16 protein-coding genes and 1 tRNA gene are annotated in these 18,657 nt (G+C 60.8%); 6 read left to right on the top strand and 11 right to left on the bottom strand.

Annotated features, from left to right (window positions below):
• Positions 1–7: 7 nt before the first annotated feature.
• The 5 genes from AC07YV_RS12425 to AC07YV_RS12405 form a co-directional block, all read right to left on the bottom strand.
• The gene (locus tag AC07YV_RS12425) at positions 8–1,738 is read right to left on the bottom strand and encodes a fumarate reductase/succinate dehydrogenase flavoprotein subunit (RefSeq protein WP_102699701.1); all 1,731 of its coding nucleotides are present in this window, start codon (positions 1,736–1,738) and stop codon (positions 8–10) included.
• Positions 1,735–2,487 carry a GntR family transcriptional regulator gene (locus tag AC07YV_RS12420; RefSeq protein ID WP_102699702.1) on the bottom strand — a complete coding sequence of 251 codons (753 nt, stop codon included), beginning with the start codon at positions 2,485–2,487 and terminating at the stop codon, positions 1,735–1,737. Before AC07YV_RS12420 ends, AC07YV_RS12425 begins: the two co-directional genes overlap by 4 nt.
• A gap of 214 nt (positions 2,488–2,701) precedes the next feature.
• The gene (locus AC07YV_RS12415) at positions 2,702–3,670 is read right to left on the bottom strand and encodes a Gfo/Idh/MocA family protein (protein WP_102699703.1); all 969 of its coding nucleotides are present in this window, start codon (positions 3,668–3,670) and stop codon (positions 2,702–2,704) included.
• Between the two features lie 16 nt (positions 3,671–3,686).
• Entirely contained in the window at positions 3,687–4,574 is an 888-nt protein-coding gene (locus AC07YV_RS12410; protein WP_102699704.1) for a Dyp-type peroxidase, read from the bottom strand.
• A 300-nt stretch (positions 4,575–4,874) separates the two neighbouring features.
• Positions 4,875–5,915: an AraC family transcriptional regulator gene (locus AC07YV_RS12405; protein ID WP_102699705.1), complete on the bottom strand. Its 1,041-nt coding sequence runs from the start codon at positions 5,913–5,915 to the stop codon at positions 4,875–4,877.
• A 238-nt stretch (positions 5,916–6,153) separates the two neighbouring features.
• Here AC07YV_RS12405 and AC07YV_RS12400 point away from each other — a divergent pair, with 238 nt between their 5' ends.
• On the top strand, positions 6,154–7,071 hold the full coding sequence (locus AC07YV_RS12400) for a SphA family protein (protein WP_238540807.1): 918 nt from the start codon (positions 6,154–6,156) through the stop codon (positions 7,069–7,071).
• 105 nt (positions 7,072–7,176) lie between these two features.
• On the opposite strand, the gene AC07YV_RS12395 is transcribed toward AC07YV_RS12400, so the two are convergent.
• From AC07YV_RS12395 to AC07YV_RS12385, 3 genes are all read right to left on the bottom strand, one after another.
• A complete protein-coding gene (locus AC07YV_RS12395; RefSeq protein ID WP_173900806.1) occupies positions 7,177–8,385 on the bottom strand; it encodes a DSD1 family PLP-dependent enzyme in 1,209 nt (402 codons plus the stop codon).
• 74 nt (positions 8,386–8,459) lie between these two features.
• Entirely contained in the window at positions 8,460–9,854 is a 1,395-nt protein-coding gene (locus tag AC07YV_RS12390; protein ID WP_102699707.1) for a D-arabinono-1,4-lactone oxidase, read from the bottom strand.
• Between the two features lie 22 nt (positions 9,855–9,876).
• The gene (locus tag AC07YV_RS12385; RefSeq protein WP_102699708.1) at positions 9,877–10,257 is read right to left on the bottom strand and encodes a c-type cytochrome; all 381 of its coding nucleotides are present in this window, start codon (positions 10,255–10,257) and stop codon (positions 9,877–9,879) included.
• A gap of 253 nt (positions 10,258–10,510) precedes the next feature.
• Between AC07YV_RS12385 and AC07YV_RS12380 the strand changes: the two genes are divergently transcribed.
• A complete protein-coding gene (locus tag AC07YV_RS12380) occupies positions 10,511–12,136 on the top strand; it encodes an NADP-dependent glyceraldehyde-3-phosphate dehydrogenase (protein WP_102699709.1) in 1,626 nt (541 codons plus the stop codon).
• A gap of 44 nt (positions 12,137–12,180) precedes the next feature.
• Entirely contained in the window at positions 12,181–13,221 is a 1,041-nt protein-coding gene (locus tag AC07YV_RS12375) for an FUSC family protein (protein WP_102699710.1), read from the top strand.
• 15 nt (positions 13,222–13,236) lie between these two features.
• On the opposite strand, the gene AC07YV_RS12370 is transcribed toward AC07YV_RS12375, so the two are convergent.
• A complete protein-coding gene (locus tag AC07YV_RS12370; protein WP_102699711.1) occupies positions 13,237–14,130 on the bottom strand; it encodes a DMT family transporter in 894 nt (297 codons plus the stop codon).
• A 136-nt stretch (positions 14,131–14,266) separates the two neighbouring features.
• Here AC07YV_RS12370 and AC07YV_RS12365 point away from each other — a divergent pair, with 136 nt between their 5' ends.
• Positions 14,267–14,704, top strand: a complete 438-nt coding sequence (locus AC07YV_RS12365) for an Lrp/AsnC family transcriptional regulator (protein ID WP_007973356.1) — start codon at positions 14,267–14,269, stop codon at positions 14,702–14,704.
• A 56-nt stretch (positions 14,705–14,760) separates the two neighbouring features.
• Positions 14,761–15,090: a YceK/YidQ family lipoprotein gene (locus tag AC07YV_RS12360; RefSeq protein ID WP_102699712.1), complete on the top strand. Its 330-nt coding sequence runs from the start codon at positions 14,761–14,763 to the stop codon at positions 15,088–15,090.
• Positions 15,091–15,150: 60 nt separating this feature from the next.
• On the opposite strand, the gene AC07YV_RS12355 is transcribed toward AC07YV_RS12360, so the two are convergent.
• Positions 15,151–15,822, bottom strand: coding sequence for a Bax inhibitor-1/YccA family protein (locus AC07YV_RS12355; protein WP_102699713.1), 672 nt, complete (start codon positions 15,820–15,822; stop codon positions 15,151–15,153).
• Positions 15,823–15,945: 123 nt separating this feature from the next.
• Here AC07YV_RS12355 and AC07YV_RS12350 point away from each other — a divergent pair.
• Positions 15,946–16,033 (top strand) — tRNA-Ser (locus tag AC07YV_RS12350).
• 195 nt (positions 16,034–16,228) lie between these two features.
• Here AC07YV_RS12350 and AC07YV_RS12345 read toward each other — a convergent pair.
• The gene (locus tag AC07YV_RS12345) at positions 16,229–18,655 is read right to left on the bottom strand and encodes an efflux RND transporter permease subunit (RefSeq protein WP_102699714.1); all 2,427 of its coding nucleotides are present in this window, start codon (positions 18,653–18,655) and stop codon (positions 16,229–16,231) included.
• Positions 18,656–18,657: the final 2 nt, after the last annotated feature.

Here is an 18,657-nt window from a genome sequence, read left to right as displayed (position 1 = left end):
GTCGGCATCAAGCCGCATCGGCACCGACCCGCAGCCGGTCGTAAGCCTGCATCTCGTCGGCATCCAGCGGGATGATGTAAGGCTCGACGGCTTTCTTGAAACTGCTCATCAAACCGTTCTCGTCTTTCTTCAGGTGGCAATGGCAGAACCAGTCGCGGTCGTTGCGTTGCGGGTGATCGACGCGATGGTGGTAAAGCCCCCAGCGGCTTTCGGCGCGGAACAATGAAGCGCGGGCGGCCATTTCGGCGCAGTCGCGGATCATGCTGACTTCCATGGCGCGCATCAGCTCGTGGGCGTTATGGGCCTTGATCTGGTCGAGGTCGCGCTGGATGTCGCTGAAGCGTTGCAGGCCGATCTGCATCTTCTTCGTCACTTTCGGCGGTTGCAGGTAGTCGTTGACGAAGCGCCGCAGCTTGTACTCGACCTGGGCCGGTGGCAGGCCATGCTCGCGGTCCAGCGGTGCATAGACCCGCTGCTTTTCGCTTTCGATCTGCGCGGCATCCAGCGCGGAAAACTCGCGACCGGCGACAAAGTCCGCCGCGTTGTTGCCGGCAAACCAGCCATAGGTGAACGCACCGAGCATGTAGTTGTGCGGCACTGCCGCCATGTCACCGGCCGAGTACAAGCCCTTGACCGAGGTCTCGGCCTTCTCGTTGACCCACACCCCCGACGCCGAATGCCCGCTGCAAAAGCCGATTTCCGAGATGTGCATCTCGACCATCTGCGTGCGGTAGTCGGTGCCGCGATTGGCATGGAACTGGCCACGGCTCGGACGCTCGTTGCTGTGCAGGATCTCTTCGATGTTCTGGATGGTTTCCTCGGCCAGGTGATCGAGCTTGAGGAACACCGGGCCGTTGCCGCTTTCCAGCTCCTGATGGAACTCCCACATCATCTGCCCGCTCCAGTAGTCGCACTCGATGAAGCGCTCGCCCTTGTTGTTGGCGGTGTAGCCACCCAGGGGGCCGGTGACGTAGGCGCAGGCCGGGCCGTTGTAATCCTTGATCAGCGGGTTGATCTGGAAGCATTCCAGGTTCGCCAGCTCGGCCCCGGCGTGGTAGGCCATCGAGTAGCCGTCGCCGGCATTGGTCGGATTTTCGTAGGTGCCCATCAGGTAGCCCGAGGACGGCAGGCCCAGGCGGCCGGCGGCGCCGCAGGCGAGGATGACCGCCTTGGCCTTGATCACATGGAAGTCCGCCGTGCGGCAATCGAAACCCATCACGCCGTTGACCGCGCCCTCTTCATCCGTCAGCAAACGCGTGCACACCAGGCGATTGGTGATGCTCACCCGCGCGCGCTTCAACTGCCGGTACAGGACTTTCTTGATGTCGTGCCCCTCCGGCATCGGCAACACGTAAGCGCCCATGTGGTGGACCTTTTTCACCGCGTAGTCGCCGGTTTCGTCCTTCTCGAACTTCACGCCCCAGCGGTCCAGTTGCTCGATGGTTTCGAAGCTGTGGGTGGCATAGGCGTAAACCGCCGCCTGGTTGACGATGCCGTCATTGGCGATGGTGATTTCCTTGGTGTACTGCTCCGGGGTCGAGTGGCCGGGAATGATCGCGTTGTTCAGGCCGTCCATGCCCATGCTGATCGCACCGCTGCGCTTGACGTTAGCTTTGTCGATCAACAACACCCGCAGGTCGCGGTTGCGTTCCTTGGCCTTGATCGCCGCCATCGGCCCGGCGGTTCCGCCGCCGATCACGACGATGTCGTATTCCTGCTCCAACGTGCTGCGCGTCATGCCTGATCCCCTTTTTGCCGGTCGATCCGCAGGCGGTACTGGAAGGCATCGCCACGGTAGTAAAGGTGTTCGAAGTCCACTGGCCGGCCTTCGGCGTCGTGGGTCAGACGCTCGATGCGCATGATCGGCGAGCCGGGTTCGACGTTCAGCGCCTGGGTCAGGTCGCTGTCGGCCAGTACCGCATCGATGGCCAGGTCCGCGTGACCGAGCGCCAGGCCGCAGTCGTTTTCCAGGATCAGGAAAATGTCGCGGGTGACCAGGTCGGCTTTTTCCAGGCGCTCACCAACATCCTTGGGCAGGTAGGTGATTTCCAGGGAAATCGGCTCGCGATTGATCAGGCGCACCCGTTTGATCTGCGCCACGACCTCGCCTTCGGCAACCTGCAAACGCTCGGCGACAAACTTGTCGGCAGCAATGAACTTGAAGCTGCGCAGGCGGTTGATCACCTCATAGCCGCGACCGGTCATGGACTCGGCCAGGCCTTGCAGGGTGCTGACGTTCTGGAAGGTTTTCGGCTTGGCGACGAAAGTGCCCTTGCCGTGGATCTTGAAGATCAGCCCTTCCTTTTGCAGGTCACCCAAGGCCTGGCGCACGGTGATGCGGCTGACCTTGAACAAGGCGCCAAGCTCGCTTTCGGAAGGCATCTGGCTGTCTTGCGGATATTCGCCGTCGAGGATGCGGGCACGCAGCACGTCTCGCAGCTGGGTGTGCAGCGGGACGCTGCTCAGGGATAGAACGTTATCGGTCATGGCAGATCACTTGTTATAACGAGTTATGACGTGATCTTAGAGAGGTTATGACACGCTTGAGAAATACCGAATGCGCATAAGGTTAGATTCACCACCGTCCCTGTGGGAGCGAGCCTGCTCGCGAAAGCGGTGTGTCAGCCGACAAAATATTGCCTGACACAATGTCTTCGCGAGCAGGCTCGCTCCCACAGGGGATCATGTTTGGTCTGAGGGATCAGTGCCGCTTGAGGATCTGGTCCATCACCCAATCAGTCTTCAGCGCCTCTGCGGCCACGGCCGGATGCTGCGCCTCACCACGAATATGCGCATTCATGCCCAACACGTGGTGCCACTGAATGTGCGCGTGATGCTCGATGGTCAGGCTGAGGTGCTCGTCGGCATGCAGTTCGACCGGGTGCTCGTCGAACACTGAAAAAGTGATACGGCCTTGACTGCCAATCACTTCGACCCGGTCTTCGCGGCGATCGGCGACGAAGTTCCAGCAGCCCATCCCCAGTGCCCCGCCGGCAAACCGCCAAGTGGCGCTGACGGCATCTTCGGCCGCGTACAAACCGGCCTGCCGCGCAGTGAGCCCGGCGACTTCGACGATATCGCCGAACAGGTACTGGAACAGGTCCAGGCCATGGCTGGCCAGATCGGCGAAGTAGCCACCACCGGCAATCGCCGGATCGGTACGCCAGTTGTTCGCGCCACCCAGATCCACTGCCGACGGGGCTTTGGTGAGGGTCCAGCTCAAGTGCCGGACCTCGCCGATCCGCCCCTCCTCCAGCCATTGCCGCACCTGCCGGAAGCGTGGCAGCGAACGCCGGTAATAGGACACGAACAGATGCAACCCGGCATCGGCAAACACCTGCTGCATCTCGCGACTTTGCCCGGCGTTGAGCGCCATCGGTTTCTCGACGCAGCAATGCTTGCCGGCGGTGGCCGCCTGCAAGGCATAGGCGTGATGGCTGTCGGGCGGTGTGGCGATGTACACGGCGTCAACCTCGGGGTCGTTGATCAGCGCTTGCGCATCGGTATAAACCCTCGCGATGCCGTGGCGCGCGGCGTAGTCGGTGACGGCTTCCAGGCGCCGCCCCATCACCGCCACCAGCGCCGATCCGGGCGCTTTGTAGAAGGCCGGTGCGCTTTTGCGTTCAGCGACACTGCCACAACCGATCATGCCCCAGCGCACCAGGTTCATAGGCTCTCCTTGCCGTTCAGTCGCTACGCAATGCGCGCAGGTCCAGTCGACCGTCCTTGAGCGGCGGGCACCAGTAGTAGCCGCCGGTGATCGGACGGCTGATGCGGTACAGACCGTCGGTGATGCCGTCTTCCAGGCCACTCATGCGGCGCAGTTGGGCTTCGAAGGCGTCGAGGGAGAAACCGAAGGCCAGGAACATCAGGCCGGCGCGGTCCCCTTCGATCCACGGCATCGAGCGGCGCACCACGAAGGCCTCAGGTGCAAAACTTTCCTGGGCGGTGCGTTTGACGTGGGCGGAAACCGGCGCATCGTCGATCTCTTCGTTATCGCTCAGGCGGCGGCCCATGATGTTGTCTTTCTCATCCGCCGACAGCCCGTGGAAACCTTTCAGGTCATGCTGCCACTGCTGGATCGCGGCGAAGCTGCCACCCACCGTGCCGTCCGCGCCTTCAGCCACCAGTGCAGCAGCTACTGCGGCTTCGTCGTGCGGGTTTTCGGTGCCATCTTCGTAGCCGGTCAGGTCATGGCCGGTCATGTGGCGGAAGGTTTCGTTCATCTGCACCAGGCGCAACGCCGGGGCCAATGCCGCGGCGATGGCGTTGCTGCGGTTGAGCAACTCGCCACGGTCTTCACCGTGCAGCCAGCACCAGAGCGCGTGTTGGGTCGACGGATTGTCGACGCCGACGCCCGTCAGCGCCGGGAACGGCCGCAGACCTTCGATCTGCCCGCCCAGCGCCTTGACCAGGGACTCGCCGAAGCCGACCACCACCGACTTGCCGTCCACCAGCCCTTGCAGGTTATCGAGCGCGGCCGGCAGTGCAGCGGCGGATTCGAGCGCGAAGAACATATGGCGGGCTTGAGGTGGAACGGGGGTGGCGAGAATGCCCGGCTGGTAATGACTCATATGAACTCCTTGAAAAAGAGCATGGAGTTTAACCGGTGTGTGAGGTTTTGTGTGCCGTCGGAGGTCAGGAACCTGTGGCAAAGGGGGGCTTCTGTGGAGCGGGCTTCTGTGGCGAGGGGGCTTGCCCCCGTTGGGTTGCGAAGCAGCCCCAAAACCTGCCGACGCGGTATGACTGGAAATGTAGGGGACCGCTTCGCGCTCCAACGGGGGCAAGCCCCCTCGCCACAGAAGCCCACTCACCACAGAAGCCCACTCACCACAGAGTCCTACTCACCACAGAAACCGCTCACCACAGAAGGATCAAACAACGCTGGGGCTTTCACTACGGAACGCACTCGGGCTCATGCCGGTCCAGCGCTTGAACGCCCGGCGAAAGCTGCGTACGTCGCTGTAGCCGACTTCCTCAGTGATGCGTTCGATGGACATGTCCGGGTTGGCCAGCAGGCTCATGGTGCGGGCCTGGCGCACTTGTTCCAGCAGCGCTTCGAACGTCAGCGCGTGTTCGGTGAGGCGCCGACGCAAGGTGCGGCTGCTCATGTTCAGGTCGCTGGCGATTTTCTCGATGTGGCTGCCCTCGGTCAGGTCCCGGGCAATCGCCCGTTCCACCGCCTGGATCAGGTCCATTTTCTGGTGCACCTGCGCGGCTTCCAGTTCGAGCAGTTTCACGGCCTGACGCAGGGCCAGGGAGTGGTGATTGGGCAATTGGACGTCCAGCCAATGCCCATCGATCACCATGCGGTTTTGCAGGCAACCAAAACGCACATCCGGCCCCAGCAGGCGCGAATATTCGCCGAGATAGTCCGGCGCCGCATGGATGAACTCCACGGCCACCGGCTTGAAATCCGCCCCGACCAGCGCCCGGCCGTACACCAGCAGGCTGGCGAAAAACTCCTCGACCGCGAACAACTGCACATCGGCGAACGGCAAGCGACATTCAACGTCGACAAACACCCGGTCACCCGCCTCCTCCACACTGGACACGACAATGCCGCCCGAGGTGTGTTGATGGCGGATGCCCAGTTCAAAGGCATCGCGCAGGGTCTTGCACAGCGACAACACATGCCCCAACAGCCCCAGCGTGCCGAGCACATTCTGCGCGCCGACCCACAGGCCCAGCCCCTGATTGGGCAAGGCCTTGAGCGCACGCTGAATCATGGCCACGGCCTGGCGATAGGAAATGCGCTGCGCCGGATCCTGAAGGTCTTCAAGGTCAAACCCCAACCCCCGGCACAGGCTCTGTGGGTTGATGCCCTTCTGCTCGGCGACTTCGGCCAGGGTTTGCAGGAGAAACGGCGACACCAGCGCCAGTTCAAAGGTGGGATCGATCACTTTCATTTGCATGGGGCCATACATTCCGGGACGAGCAGCATTCTTATTTTTGTAACCGGTTATGTCGAAGGAAGTTAGCACAGCGTTTAAAGGCTGTCCGCAGAAGTCCCCCTAAATGGCCGCCAATACCCTGCCTTGCAGGGCGCGGACAGCTTATTTCTATGGGGCGGCCCTCGTAGGGATGCCGGACAGCCCGCCAACAATAATAATGAGTACACCCATGATCGCGACTCGCACGACACTTCCCCTGATGGTCATCAGCCTGGCCGGCGTCTGCGCCCTGCAACCGGCCCTCGCCACCGAGGCTGGCGTGGACAACATCGGCCCCGGCACCGACGGCTTTTTCATGTTGCCGCTGTCGCCCGACAGCCTTCCGGACAACATGGTTGCGTTCAACCTCTACTACAACCACTACAAGGCCACGAAGCTGAACATCAGCTCCCTCGGCGGCAAGGTGCCGAACGTCGAGATCGAATCCACGGCCGTCATCCCGCGCCTGGATTACCTCAGCCCGGTGCGGGTGTTTGGCGGCCGGCTGGCCGGCTACATCGCGCAGCCTTGGCTCAAGCAGGAAGTCTCGGTGTTCGGCCTGCCGCAGGACACCCGCGAAGGCATGGGCGACACCACCATCGCGCCGATCATTCTCTGGGACATGGGCCCGAACCTGACCCTCGGCGCCGCCATTGAAGTCACGGTGCCGACCGGCGAATACAGCGTCGATCGCCTGGCCAACACCAGCAACAACTTCTACACCTACAAACCGCTGTTCTCCTTCACCTGGCTGCCGACGGACAGAACCGAGGTGTCGATGAAGACCACCTACAGTTTCAACGAGAAAAACAAAGACACCGATTACAAGTCGGGGCAGATTTTCCACATCGACTATTCCGCCAGTTTCAAGATCACCGACGACCTGATGTTCGGGCTGAACGGCTACTACCTCAAGCAAACCACCGATGACAAACAGTTCGGCCACACCGTGCAGTTCAACGGCCAGGACGTGAACGACGGGGTGCGCGGCCAGGTGTTTGCGATTGGTCCGGCGCTGCACTGGACCTTTCTCAAGTACGCCAGCGCGGAGATTCGCTGGGCCAAGGAATTCGACGTGGAAAACCGGCCTGAAGGGGAAATGCTTTGGGCCAAGGTCAGTATCCCGTATGCGTTTTGACTGAGCTGACGCCTTCGCGAGCAAGCCCGCTCCCACATTTGGAATGCATTCCCCTGTGGGAGCGGGCTTGCTCGCGAAGGCGGCGGCACATCCACAAAAAATCCTTCAGGAATACACCGGCCAGCTATCCACAATCTTCCCACCCCGAACCGCCAGCAAATCCCCAAACTGCAACAACACCGCCTCCGTCTGGGCAGGCCGCAAGAACACCTGGTCCTCAACCCCAAGCCCCACCGCCGCCGAACCATTGACCATCTCCTGGTTCGAACTGCGGCCATACACACCATTGCTCTGCAACCCCGGTGGCGATTCGAACTCCGCCATCCAGTTGCCGCCGTAGATAAAAAACGTCTCGCGCTGATTGGCGTCCCACCAGGAAAACAGCCTGGACCGGTCATCCAGCGCCGGAATGTTCACCGCCCCGGTGCTTTTCAGCACCGGCGTTGCGATGTAAGCGGCCGGCACATGCTCCACCAGCGAGGGCAAGTCATAGTGAGTGGGCTTGAGCATCGCCGTCCCCACCGACACTTCGCTGCTGAGTTGCTCTTGCTCGTGCAGGCGATAGCTCGGACTGCCGGCCGTATTGAGGGTCAATCCTTCTCGCCATAAACCGGGATATTGCTGACGGGTGAAATCGACGCAGCGCTGGTAGATCAGCATCACCTTGGCGAACAGCTCCTCGGGCGAGCCCAGAATCCCCGGCACGCCCATGCCCACGAACGGGTCGTAGCCCATGAACCCGGCGAACTCCAGATGCTGCGGGTGCTGGCTGATCAGCGTCAGCATCTGCCTGAGTACGCCAAGGTCGTTGATACCTCCGCGATGCAGCCCGACATCCAGCTCGATATTCACCCGTACTCGCGTGCCCAGCCCCTGAGCCAGGGCGAGGTATTGCTGCAAACGCTCTGGCGTATCGAGCAGCCATTGCAATTGCTTCGAAGGATCGAAAAGCCCCTTGTGCGACTGATAGAACAACTGCGCCGAACGCACCGGCAGCGGCTTGCCCAACAGAATATCGGCCTCGGGAAACTGCACGGCGTCATGATTGAGAAAGGGTTGGTGAAACGACATCAGGCGTTGCGTGCCGGCGCGCTGGGCGATGTAGGCCAGAAGCCCCGGTGCCGGCAGCGATTTCTCCACCAGCCGCAGGTGTTTGCCGCCACGCTTGACCGATTGCATCACCACGTCGATGTTGTGATCCAGCCGATCAAGGTCGATCAGCATCACCGGACGCATCGGCCCGTGGTCCTTGAGCTCGCGGTTGAGCAGGCGGAAATAGTCGCTGTAGGGCGCACCTCGGTCACCCGGCCGCAGCCACGCCCCGACACCCGCCAACAAGGCGCCGACACCTGCGGTGCCCAGCAGAAAATTACGGCGATTGACGGCCATCAGCTCACCCCCAGGATCGATGACAAATGCGCATTGAGGAATTTGCCGCTGGGGTCGAGTGCCTGCCGCACCTGAATGAACTCCTGCCAGCGCGGGTACAGCGGCTGCAGGTTTTTCGCGTTCAGCGTGTGCAACTTGCCCCAATGCGGTCGGCCGTTGTACTTCCAGAAAATCGGCTCGATGGCGGCGAAGAAGTTGTGATGATCCATCTGGTAATGCTGGTGGACCGAAATCGAACAGCTGTCGCGGCCTTCGAACATGCTCAAGGGAATGTCATCGGCCTTGACGTAACGGTATTCGATCGGAAACCAGGTGCGCAGGTCTTTGTCCCGGATCAGCTTGAGGATCTCGCGCAAACAGGCCGGGCCGTACTCGGCCGGCACGGAATATTCCATTTCGTTGAAGCGCACCGTGCGCACGTTGGCGTAGATGTCGAACGAGTCCCCCACCCGGTCATCGAAGCTGGCCAGGTGGCGCAGGTTATTGAGCATGGTGCGGCGCAGATCCGGGAAGTCGCTGGCGTACTTGTCGATCTTCTCGATCAAGGTGACAAACTCGTTGCCGCCCTCCTCATCCGCCGGGACCGGCGGTGTGGCCGGGTCGCTGGTTTCGTTCAGGGCGATCGACAAGGCGTAGTCGGAATGGGTCACCACGAGCATTTCCCAGTGCTGGTTTTCCCGGGTGTTCTTGTCCAGGTCTTCGAGCAACTCTTCGGTTTTGGCGATCCACTGCCGCTCCCTCAAACGATACGCCGGGCGGTTTTGCAGACGCACTCTGGTCGCCACGCCCAACGCCCCCAGGGACACCCTGGCGGCGCTGAACACCTCAGGATGACGATTGGCATCGCAATCCAGCACCTCGCCGCCGGCGGTCACCAACTGCAAGCCGCAGACGTGCGCCGAATAGGATTGAAAGTGCTTGCCGGTGCCGTGGGTCGAGGTCGCGATCGCGCCGGCGAGGGTCTGGTAATCGATGTCGGCCATATTTTGCAGGGCCTGGCCGATATCCTTGAGCGGTGTGCCCATGCGCGACATCGGCGTGCCGGCGGCGAACTCGGCTTGCAGGGTGTTCGGATCGTGATCGAGCAACCCCGAGAAATAGCTCAGCGACAGCAAGGTACCGTCGGTGGGCACCAGCGCGCTGAAGGAATGCGCCGAACCCACCGGACGGATCTTGCCGGGGGCCTGACGCACCACTTGGGTCAACTCATCCAGGTTCTTGGGCGCCAGCCGCGCCGCCGGCAGGCAATTCTGGCCACCCGACCAGTTGCGCCAGGGAATCAACCGTGGCGCGCGCAGCAGCTCGGCCAGCGCCGGGGCTGAGCCGAGCGCGGTAAAAGCGCCGATGACGCTCGCCCGTTGCAACAACTGACGCCGTGTCAGGTCCATCGTCATGAATCGCACCCTGCCGTTCTTGTTATTGGATTTGCTGGCCGGACATAAAGGCAATCAGCGCCAGGAACTGTTCCTGCGAACACTGCATGCACATGCCCATCGGCGGCATGCCGTTGTAGCCGTTGATCGCGTGATCGAGCAGCGTGTCGGCGCCCTGCAGCACCCGTGGCTCCCAGGCCTTGATGTCGCCGGTCAGCGGTGCACCGGCCGCCGGGTTGGCGTGGCAAAGCTTGCAGCTGTTGTCGTAGACCTGAGCCAGCTCGGCGTCGGCGGGCCTCGCGGCACCGGCTTCGCTACGGCTCGGCGGGTTTTTCGGTTCTTCGCACCCTGCAAGCAACGCAAAGGCACACCCCGCCAATGCCAAACAAAGGCTAGGCTTTTCAGTTAATCGGCTTGCCCGCATGGCTGTCCTCTCATGGGCTGCCCGGTCGGCCGGGTGCAGCTTTTTTGTTGTGATCAAGGAGAGCTCAACACTAAGGCACTCCACGCGGGCGGGTTGAGGGCATTGGGGGCCAACAAGGGGCGCTTCTGAGGCCATGACGCAGGGCAGCGATAGATCCGCGAACGGCAAAACGCTGAGATGAGTCATGACAAGGGTCGCTGAGGTCTGCTAAAACGATTCATCAGTGCATCACCCAATCCAGAGGGGTAGCGACATGACCACAGCCGATATTCTCCAGAACCTGTTCCCGAGCCCAGCCGACATCCCGGAAAAGTACCGCCTCGACGGCCAGACCGAACAGCGTGAGTACCTGGTCGATGGCGTACTGAAAACCTGGAACGGGCCACTGGCCCAGGTCCGCAGCCCGGTATACCTGACGGGTGCCGATGGCGACGAACAAGTGATACTCGGCAGCACGCCGCTGCTCGATGCCGACACCGCATTGACCGCCCTCGACGCTGCCGTGCGCGCCTACGACCGTGGCCAGGGATTGTGGCCGACCATGCGTGTGGCCGAGCGCATCCAGCACGTCGAAACCTTTCTCGGGCGCATGCGCGAGCAGCGCGACGCCGTGGTCAAGTTGCTGATGTGGGAAATCGGCAAGAACCTCAAGGACTCGGAAAAGGAGTTCGACCGCACCTGCGACTACATCGTCGACACCGTCAACGCGCTCAAAGAGCTCGATCGTCGCTCCAGTCGTTTTGAACTGGAACAGGACACCCTCGGCCAGATCCGCCGCGTGCCGCTGGGCGTCGCCCTGTGCATGGGGCCTTACAACTATCCGTTGAACGAAACCTTCACCACGCTGATCCCGGCGCTGATCATGGGCAACACCGTGGTGTTCAAACCGGCGAAACTCGGCGTGCTGCTGATTCGCCCATTGCTGGAAGCCTTCCGCGACAGCTTCCCGGCCGGGGTGATCAACGTCATCTATGGCAGCGGCCGCGAGACGGTCAGTGCGCTGATGGCCAGCGGCAAGATCGACATCTTCGCCTTCATCGGCACCAACAAAGCCGCCAGCGACCTGAAAAAACTCCATCCCAAACCCCACCGCTTGCGCGCGGCGCTGGGCCTGGATGCGAAGAACCCGGGCATCGTCCTGCCGGAAGTGGACCTGGACAATGCGGTCAGTGAAGCGGTGACCGGGTCGCTGTCATTCAATGGCCAGCGCTGTACGGCCCTGAAGATCCTGTTTGTCCACGAAGACGTGGTCGAGTCCTTCATCGACAAATTCAATGCCAGGCTCGCCAACCTCAAGCCCGGCATGCCCTGGGAAAGTGGCGTCGCCCTGACGCCCCTGCCGGAATCGGGCAAGGTCGACTATCTGCACGCACTGGTGGCGGATGCCGAGAACAAAGGCGCCAGGGTGGTCAACCCCAACGGTGGCGAGGCCCGGGCGTCGTTCTTCTACCCGGCGGTGCTGTACCCGGTTACGCCGCAGATGCGCGTTTATCAGGAAGAACAGTTCGGCCCGGTCATCCCCATCGTGCCGTACCGTCATCTGGATACCGTGATCGACTACGTGCTGGAGTCGGACTTCGGCCAGCAGTTGAGCATCTTCGGCACCAATCCGGTGGCGGTCGGCCGGCTGGTGGACACCTTTGCCAACCAGGTCGGGCGCATCAACCTCAATGCCCAATGCCAGCGTGGCCCGGACACCTACCCCTTCAATGGTCGCAAGAACTCGGCCGAAGGCACCCTGTCGGTACATGATGCGCTGCGGGTGTTTTCAATCCGCACGCTGGTGGCCACCAAGTTCCAGGAGACCAACAAGGACCTGATCAGCGAGATCATCAGTGGCCGCAGTTCGAGCTTCCTGACCACCGACTACATCTTCTGAGGAGAGCCAGCCTGAGTACATCCAGAGCCGATCGACTGCCACCGCTGCTGCGCCGATTGCTGCGTCCGTTGCTGGACCCGTACCGGCGCTACCGCCATGCCCGGGTGATCCATGCGGTGCGGGTGTCGCTCGGCTTGCTGGCGACGATCCTGCTGACCACCGGGATCAAACTGCCCCACGGTGAATGGGCGTCGGTGACCATGCTGGTGGTGATCGGCGGCTTGCAGCACCACGGCAACATCGGCAAGAAAGCCGCCGAGCGTGCCATCGGCACCTTGATCGGCGCCGGTGTCGGCCTGGCGTTGGTGGCACAACAGGCCTGGCTCGGAATGCCCTGGCTGACCTATTTCGCGATGTCGGTGGTCTGCGGGTTTTTCTCGTATCACGCCATCGGCAAGGGCGGCTACACCGCACTGCTGTCGGCGATTACCGTGTTCATCGTCGCAGGGCATGGCGACAACCCGGTCACCGATGGCTTGTGGCGCGGAGTGGATATCCTGATCGGCATTGCCCTGGCCCTGGCGTTTTCCTTCGCCCTGCCGCTGTATGCGGTGTATTCCTGGCGCTACAACCTGGCCGATGCCCTGCGTGATTGCGCGAAAGTCTACGGGCGCATCATTGACGGCCAGGCCATCACCGCCGACGAACACCTCAAGCTCATGACGCGCCTGAATGCGGCGATGGTGCAACTGCGCTCACTGATGCCGTCGGTGTCCAAGGAAGTGAAGATTTCCATGACCGAGCTCGATGCCATCCAGCGCAACCTGCGCATGTGCGTCAGCACCCTGGAAATCCTTGGCAATACCCGACCGGATGCCAATGACCCCGAGGCCATGACGCTCCTGCAAACGGCATTGAACGCCGAGCATCGCCAGATCCGCGTGCAATTGATCGGCATGGCCCGGGCGTTGAAATCAGGCGCCGCCCAGCGTCTCGATCGGCCCATGGAGGTGCCGCTGGTCAGCCTCGATGCACCGGTCTACAACAGGCTGGATGGCTATCGCCTGCTGACCCGACAACTGGCCGCCAACATCGGCGAGATGCGCCAGCGCCTGGCCAGGAGCGCGCCGCACTGGAACATCTGACGCCGGCGAAGCGGGTTACGGCGTCACCGTGCGCCGAAACTTCAGCGACCAGCCTTGTTGCATACCGGCGGCGGCCAGCAGGATTGCCGCGACACCGATCCACTGCAGCGGCTCCAGACGATGACCGAAGGCAAACCAGTCGACGAAAATCGCCGCAATCGGATAGATGAAGGACAGCGCCCCCGTCAGCGCAGTGGGCAGTTTTTGAATGGCGCCGTACAGCAACACATACATCACACCGGTGTGCACCATGCCCAGTGTCACCAGGCTGGCCCATGCGCTCGGCGCCTGCGGCAGTGTCGAAAGATTCGCCAATGGCGCGAGCAACAACACACCGGTGCTGACCTGGATCAGCGCAATCAGGTGCGGTGGCGTCCCCGTCAAACGCTTGATGATCAGCGCGGCAATCGCATAGAGAAACGCCGCGCCCAATGCCAGGGCAATGCCCGTCAGGTAATCGCTGCCGCTCTCGCCCTGGCTGCCATGGGCACTGACGATGGCCAGCATCCCGAGAAACGACACGCCCAGCCAGAGCATTTTCTGCGTGGTGATCTTTTCGTTGAGAAACAGCGCCGCCAGCCCGACCAGCATGAACGGCTGAACGTTATAGACGGCGGTGCCGATGGCAATCGACGCCCGGGAATAGGAGGCGAACAACAACACCCAGTTGCCGACAATCGCCACCCCGCTGAGCACGGCGAGCAAAAACGTGGTGCGGGTCAGAATACCGGGGCGCAGAAAGCCGAAGGCGGCGCAAATCAGCAGCAAGGTGCCGGCACCGAACAGGCAGCGCCAGAACACCACATCCAGCACCGGTTGCCCGGACACCAGCACGAACCAACCGATGGTGCCGGAGATCAGCATGGCGGCCGTCATTTCAAACGAACCGCGGCGTAGGGTTTTGTCCATCATCAGACTCCTGTGTTTGTGGCCAAAGTATGCCAATGCACCACAGCGCCACTCCATAGCAAAAAGCAGGCTAAACTCTGAATCGGCCTTTTTTATGAAGGCAGTTTTGAAAAAATGCCTAACAGAGGGTTTCGCCATGACCGATGACATCGACCAAGTGCTGATCACGGCCCTGATGGAAGACTCGCGACGCTCGCTCAAGGCTCTGGCGCAAATCAGTGGCCTGTCCTCCCCCAGTGTTGCCGAGCGCCTGCGCCGCCTGGAAGAGCGTGGTGTACTCAAGGGCTACACCGTTGAAATCGACCCGAAAAGCTTCGGTTATCAACTCCAGGCCATCGTGCGTATTCGCCCGTTGCCGGGCCAGTTGCAAGAGGTGGAGCGGCAAATCATGGCCATTCCCGAATTCACCGAGTGCGACAAAGTGACCGGCGACGACTGTTTCATCGCACGCCTGCACGTGCGCTCGATGGAACAACTGGACACCCTGCTCGACCGCCTCAACACCCACGCTGAAACCAACACGGCCATCGTCAAGAAAACCCCGGTCAAGCGCCGGTTGCCGCCCATGGCGTGAGTGATATTTGTTTCAGACTGACGTAGATTGATGGTTTCCGGCGAAGGATTGACGGTATGAAAACTCAGGCAATGCTACTGGTGGCAATGATGCTTGCGGGTTGCGGCACGATTCAGACGGTTGTGCGCAGTGACGAAGTAGCCTCGAGAAGTCTCAAGGAACAAAAGAGTTACTGCGGTGCGGTACCGCGAATCTACAGCGGCGTGACCTACGATTTTTGCATGCTGAACGCGCCCCTTGAAGAGGGTCGGGATGCGCAGGTGCATGGCCCCGCCCCCGCCATCGTGCTGCTCGATGTGGTCGTGTCCGGGGCGATGGACACCTTGCTGCTGCCCTACACCATCTACCGCCAGCAAGCTGACGGCAGCATTGTCATTACCGAGTAACCCTGGTTTCCAGGCAATAAAAAACCCGCCTGAGCGGGTTTTTTACTTCAAGGCCGACGATCAGTCATCACGGCTCATGATGCCGAACAGCTGCAACAGGCTGACGAACAGGTTGTAGATCGATACATACAGGCTGATGGTGGCCATGATGTAGTTGCGCTCACCGCCATGAATGATGGCGCTGGTCTGGAACAGAATGCAGACCGAGGAGAACAGCACGAAACCTGCGCTGATCGCCAGTTGCAGACCGCTGATCTGGAAGAAGAAGCTCGCCAGCGTCGCACCCAGCAGCACAAAGAAGCCTGCCGTGATGAAACCGCCGAGGAAGCTCATGTCCTTGCGGGTGATCAGCACATAGGCCGACAGGCCGCCGAACACCAGCGCGGTCATCGCGAAGGCCGAGCTGACCACTTCAGCGCCGCCCTGCATACCCAGGTAACGGTTGAGGATCGGACCAAGCAGGAAACCCATGAAACCGGTCAGGGCAAATGCCGACACCAGGCCCCAGGCGGAATCACGGAGTTTGTTGGTGAGGAAGAAAAGACCGTAGAAGCCGATCAGCACCACGAAGATATTCGGGTAGCCAACACGCATCTGCTGGGCAACGTAGGCCGTCACGCCGCTGAATGCGAGGGTCAGGGCGAGCAAGCCGTATGTGTTGCGCAGGACGCGGCTAACCTCTAGCTGCTCAGCCTGCACGCTGTTATTAACTGCGTAATCCTGTTCGCGCATGGCGACACTCCTGTTGGTTTGAAACGTTCAGTCGCAAAGATCATAACAGACGCTCTGTAACTAGCTATGCAGAGAGTTTGACAGTGTGTTTCATTCAGGTATTATGGCGCCCGCAACGCAAACGGAGGTGTGGCCGAGTGGTTTAAGGCAACGGTCTTGAAAACCGTCGACTGTAACAGGTCCATGAGTTCGAATCCCATCGCCTCCGCCATCTTTATACGACAAAGCCCTGATTTTTCAGGGCTTTGTCGTTTCTGGGTTTTGGTAAAGCTTCCCAGCCCACACTTCAGCCCACTCCTTTGCAGCAGCAAACTGGCAGATGCCCAAGCGTATCGATACAAGCGTAGCACCCCTGACTCCCCCCCAAAAAAAGACGGCCCGAAGGCCGCCAAAGTACTGCATGGAGTTAGTTTGCGGATGGCTGCGCAGGATGCTTGCCGGCGTGCACCGGCGGTAGCAGCCATGCCGCCAGTGCCGGTAGCAACAGGATGGCGCCCCAGACGTTGACCAGGAACATGAACGCCAACAGCACGCCCATGTCGGCCTGGAACTTGAGGGTGGAAAACACCCATGTGGACACGGACACCGTCATTGTTATTGCGGTGAACAACGAGGCAGTGCCACGCTGCTTCAGCGCTTCGACAAACGCCTGACGCAAGTCTGAATGACGTGAATGCATTTCGTGCTTGATCCGCTCGAACAGGTAAATGCCGTAATCCACGCCGACCCCGACACCCAGGGCCACCACCGGTAGCGTGTTGACCTTCAGACCGATACCCAGCCATGCCATCAACCCGTTGCACAGCACCGTGACCAGCGCCAGTGGAAGGATGATGCACAGGGTGATACGCAGCGAGCGAAAGCTCAGCAGGCAGAGTAAGGTCACCGAGCCGAAAAGCGCGAGATTCACCCACTTGTCCGCCGCCTCGACCGCCTCATTGGTCGCGGCCATTACCCCGACATTGCCACTGGCCAGTTGAAAACGAAGGTCATCGCCGTCGTGGGTTACCTTGAACGCCTTGATCCGTTCGATGATGTTGCTGATAGTCGAGGCCTGGTGATCTTCGGTGTACAGCGAGATCGGCATGGCACTGCAGGTGGAGTTCATCAGTTCATTGCCAAGACGCGTGGCGAAACCCACGCCTTGGGCAATTTGCGCCTGCTCCTCGGGAATGGTGCGCCATTTGATGAAGGTTTCCGCGTAGCCCTGGGTGATCTGCCCGACATAACCCGCCAGCCCTCGCACCGTACCGACGCCCGGGGTCTGCTTCATCTCGAATTCGAAATCTTCGACTTTGCCCAGAATGTTGCGGTCAACACAGGGCGACTCGTTGCCCTTTGCCTCAACCACCACCTGCAACAGATCAACGCCGATGGCGAAGTTACGGGTGACCATCGCCACGTCCTGGTTATAACGCGAATCGGCACGCAGCTCCGGGACACCCTGCCCCGTGTCTCCCACCTTCAACTTTCCCGCCTGCCACATGCCGACACCGAGCAGAACCACCGCAATCAGGATGACCGGCACACTGCCCTTGCGGGTTGCCAATCCCCCCAGATGTTCCCACAACCAGTCCCCAGAGGTTTCCTTGCCCCGCAGGCGCTCGGCATCCCTGGCCGAAATGCGCATGTAAGACAGCAGGATCGGCAACAGCAGTTTGTTGGTGAGGATCATCAGGCTGACCCCCAAGGTCGCGGTGATGGCCAGTTCCCGCACCATCTCGATCTGCACGAAGGCGATTACCAGAAACCCCAGTGCATTGGCCAGCAGCGCCATGGCACCTGGAATGAAGAGCTTCTGGAAGCAATTGCGCGAAGCGGTAATGCTGTCGTGACCATGCAACACTTCCAGTTTCCAGGCGTTGGTCATCTGCACCGCATGGGAGACACCAATGGAGAAAATCAGGAACGGCACCAAAATCGACATGGGGTCGAGCGCCAACCCCAACAGCGGCAGAAGACCCAGTAGCCATACCACCGGGACCATGGCGCAAACCAACGCCCAGGACGTCAGCATCAGCGAGCCGCAATACCAATACAGCAACAGTGCGGTGATCACGAAGGCCACGGCGAAGAACAGCAGCACCCCGGCGGCACCGTCTGCGATATCCCCGGTCGACTTGGCGAAGCCAATGATGTGCACGCTGACGCCATCTTTTTCGTGTTTGGCGCGAATCGCCTCCAGGGACTGGCTGACCGCTTGCAGACTCAGACGCAAACCGGTCTCCGGGTCCACTTCCTGCAAGTTCGCCACCACCATGGCGGCGCTCAAGTCATTGGAGACGATACGGCCGACCCAATCGGACTTCAGCACATTTTCGCGCACCGCCTTCAGCTGCTCTGGAGTACCGGAGAAGTCGGCCGCAACAATGTTGCCGCCCCTGAAGCCGTCTTCTACGACCTCGTTGTAGCGCACATTGGAGGTGAACAACGAAGTGACCGAGCTACGCTCGACGCCCTTGATGTAGAAAACTTCCTCGGTGACCTGATGCAAGCTCTCCATGAATCCGGGGTCGAAGATCTCGCCCTTTTCGTTCTTCAACGCCAGCAACACTTTGTTGGCGCCGCCGAAAACCGACTGGTACTTGAGAAAGGACTGCATGTACTCATGCTGCAGCGGGATCATCTTGGAAAAGCCCGCCTCCACACGCAGCCGTGTGGCGGTGAAGGTAAACAGCAGCGTCAATAGAATGAAAAAAATCAGAAGCGGGCGACGCAAGTGAAAAATCCACCAGGACACCCGACCGACCAGACTACGGGAGAAGTGGTGGCGGTCGAGCACCTGAACGTCGCCCACAAGCTCGAGCCCCTGATTGTCGTGGTACTTACTCATAG

This window comes from Pseudomonas sp. GW456-E7 (genome assembly GCF_059424105.1).
The sequence above is the reverse complement of the archived record's forward strand: the minus strand, read 5'-3'. Positions and strand labels throughout refer to the sequence as shown.

What these genes read in the sequence shown, in the direction of transcription:
- AC07YV_RS12425 (WP_102699701.1), bottom strand. Translation starts at nt 1,738, where the DNA reads ATGACGCGCAGCACGTTGGAGCAGGAATACGACATCGTCGTGATCGGC.
- AC07YV_RS12420 (WP_102699702.1), bottom strand. Translation starts at nt 2,487, where the DNA reads ATGACCGATAACGTTCTATCCCTGAGCAGCGTCCCGCTGCACACCCAG.
- AC07YV_RS12415 (WP_102699703.1), bottom strand. Translation starts at nt 3,670, where the DNA reads ATGAACCTGGTGCGCTGGGGCATGATCGGTTGTGGCAGTGTCGCTGAA.
- AC07YV_RS12410 (WP_102699704.1), bottom strand. Translation starts at nt 4,574, where the DNA reads ATGAGTCATTACCAGCCGGGCATTCTCGCCACCCCCGTTCCACCTCAA.
- AC07YV_RS12405 (WP_102699705.1), bottom strand. Translation starts at nt 5,915, where the DNA reads ATGCAAATGAAAGTGATCGATCCCACCTTTGAACTGGCGCTGGTGTCG.
- AC07YV_RS12400 (WP_238540807.1), top strand. Translation starts at nt 6,154, where the DNA reads ATGGTCATCAGCCTGGCCGGCGTCTGCGCCCTGCAACCGGCCCTCGCC.
- AC07YV_RS12390 (WP_102699707.1), bottom strand. Translation starts at nt 9,854, where the DNA reads ATGACGATGGACCTGACACGGCGTCAGTTGTTGCAACGGGCGAGCGTC.
- AC07YV_RS12385 (WP_102699708.1), bottom strand. Translation starts at nt 10,257, where the DNA reads ATGCGGGCAAGCCGATTAACTGAAAAGCCTAGCCTTTGTTTGGCATTG.
- AC07YV_RS12380 (WP_102699709.1), top strand. Translation starts at nt 10,511, where the DNA reads ATGACCACAGCCGATATTCTCCAGAACCTGTTCCCGAGCCCAGCCGAC.
- AC07YV_RS12370 (WP_102699711.1), bottom strand. Translation starts at nt 14,130, where the DNA reads ATGGACAAAACCCTACGCCGCGGTTCGTTTGAAATGACGGCCGCCATG.
- AC07YV_RS12365 (WP_007973356.1), top strand. Translation starts at nt 14,267, where the DNA reads ATGACCGATGACATCGACCAAGTGCTGATCACGGCCCTGATGGAAGAC.
- AC07YV_RS12360 (WP_102699712.1), top strand. Translation starts at nt 14,761, where the DNA reads ATGAAAACTCAGGCAATGCTACTGGTGGCAATGATGCTTGCGGGTTGC.
- AC07YV_RS12355 (WP_102699713.1), bottom strand. Translation starts at nt 15,822, where the DNA reads ATGCGCGAACAGGATTACGCAGTTAATAACAGCGTGCAGGCTGAGCAG.
- AC07YV_RS12345 (WP_102699714.1), bottom strand. Translation starts at nt 18,655, where the DNA reads ATGAGTAAGTACCACGACAATCAGGGGCTCGAGCTTGTGGGCGACGTT.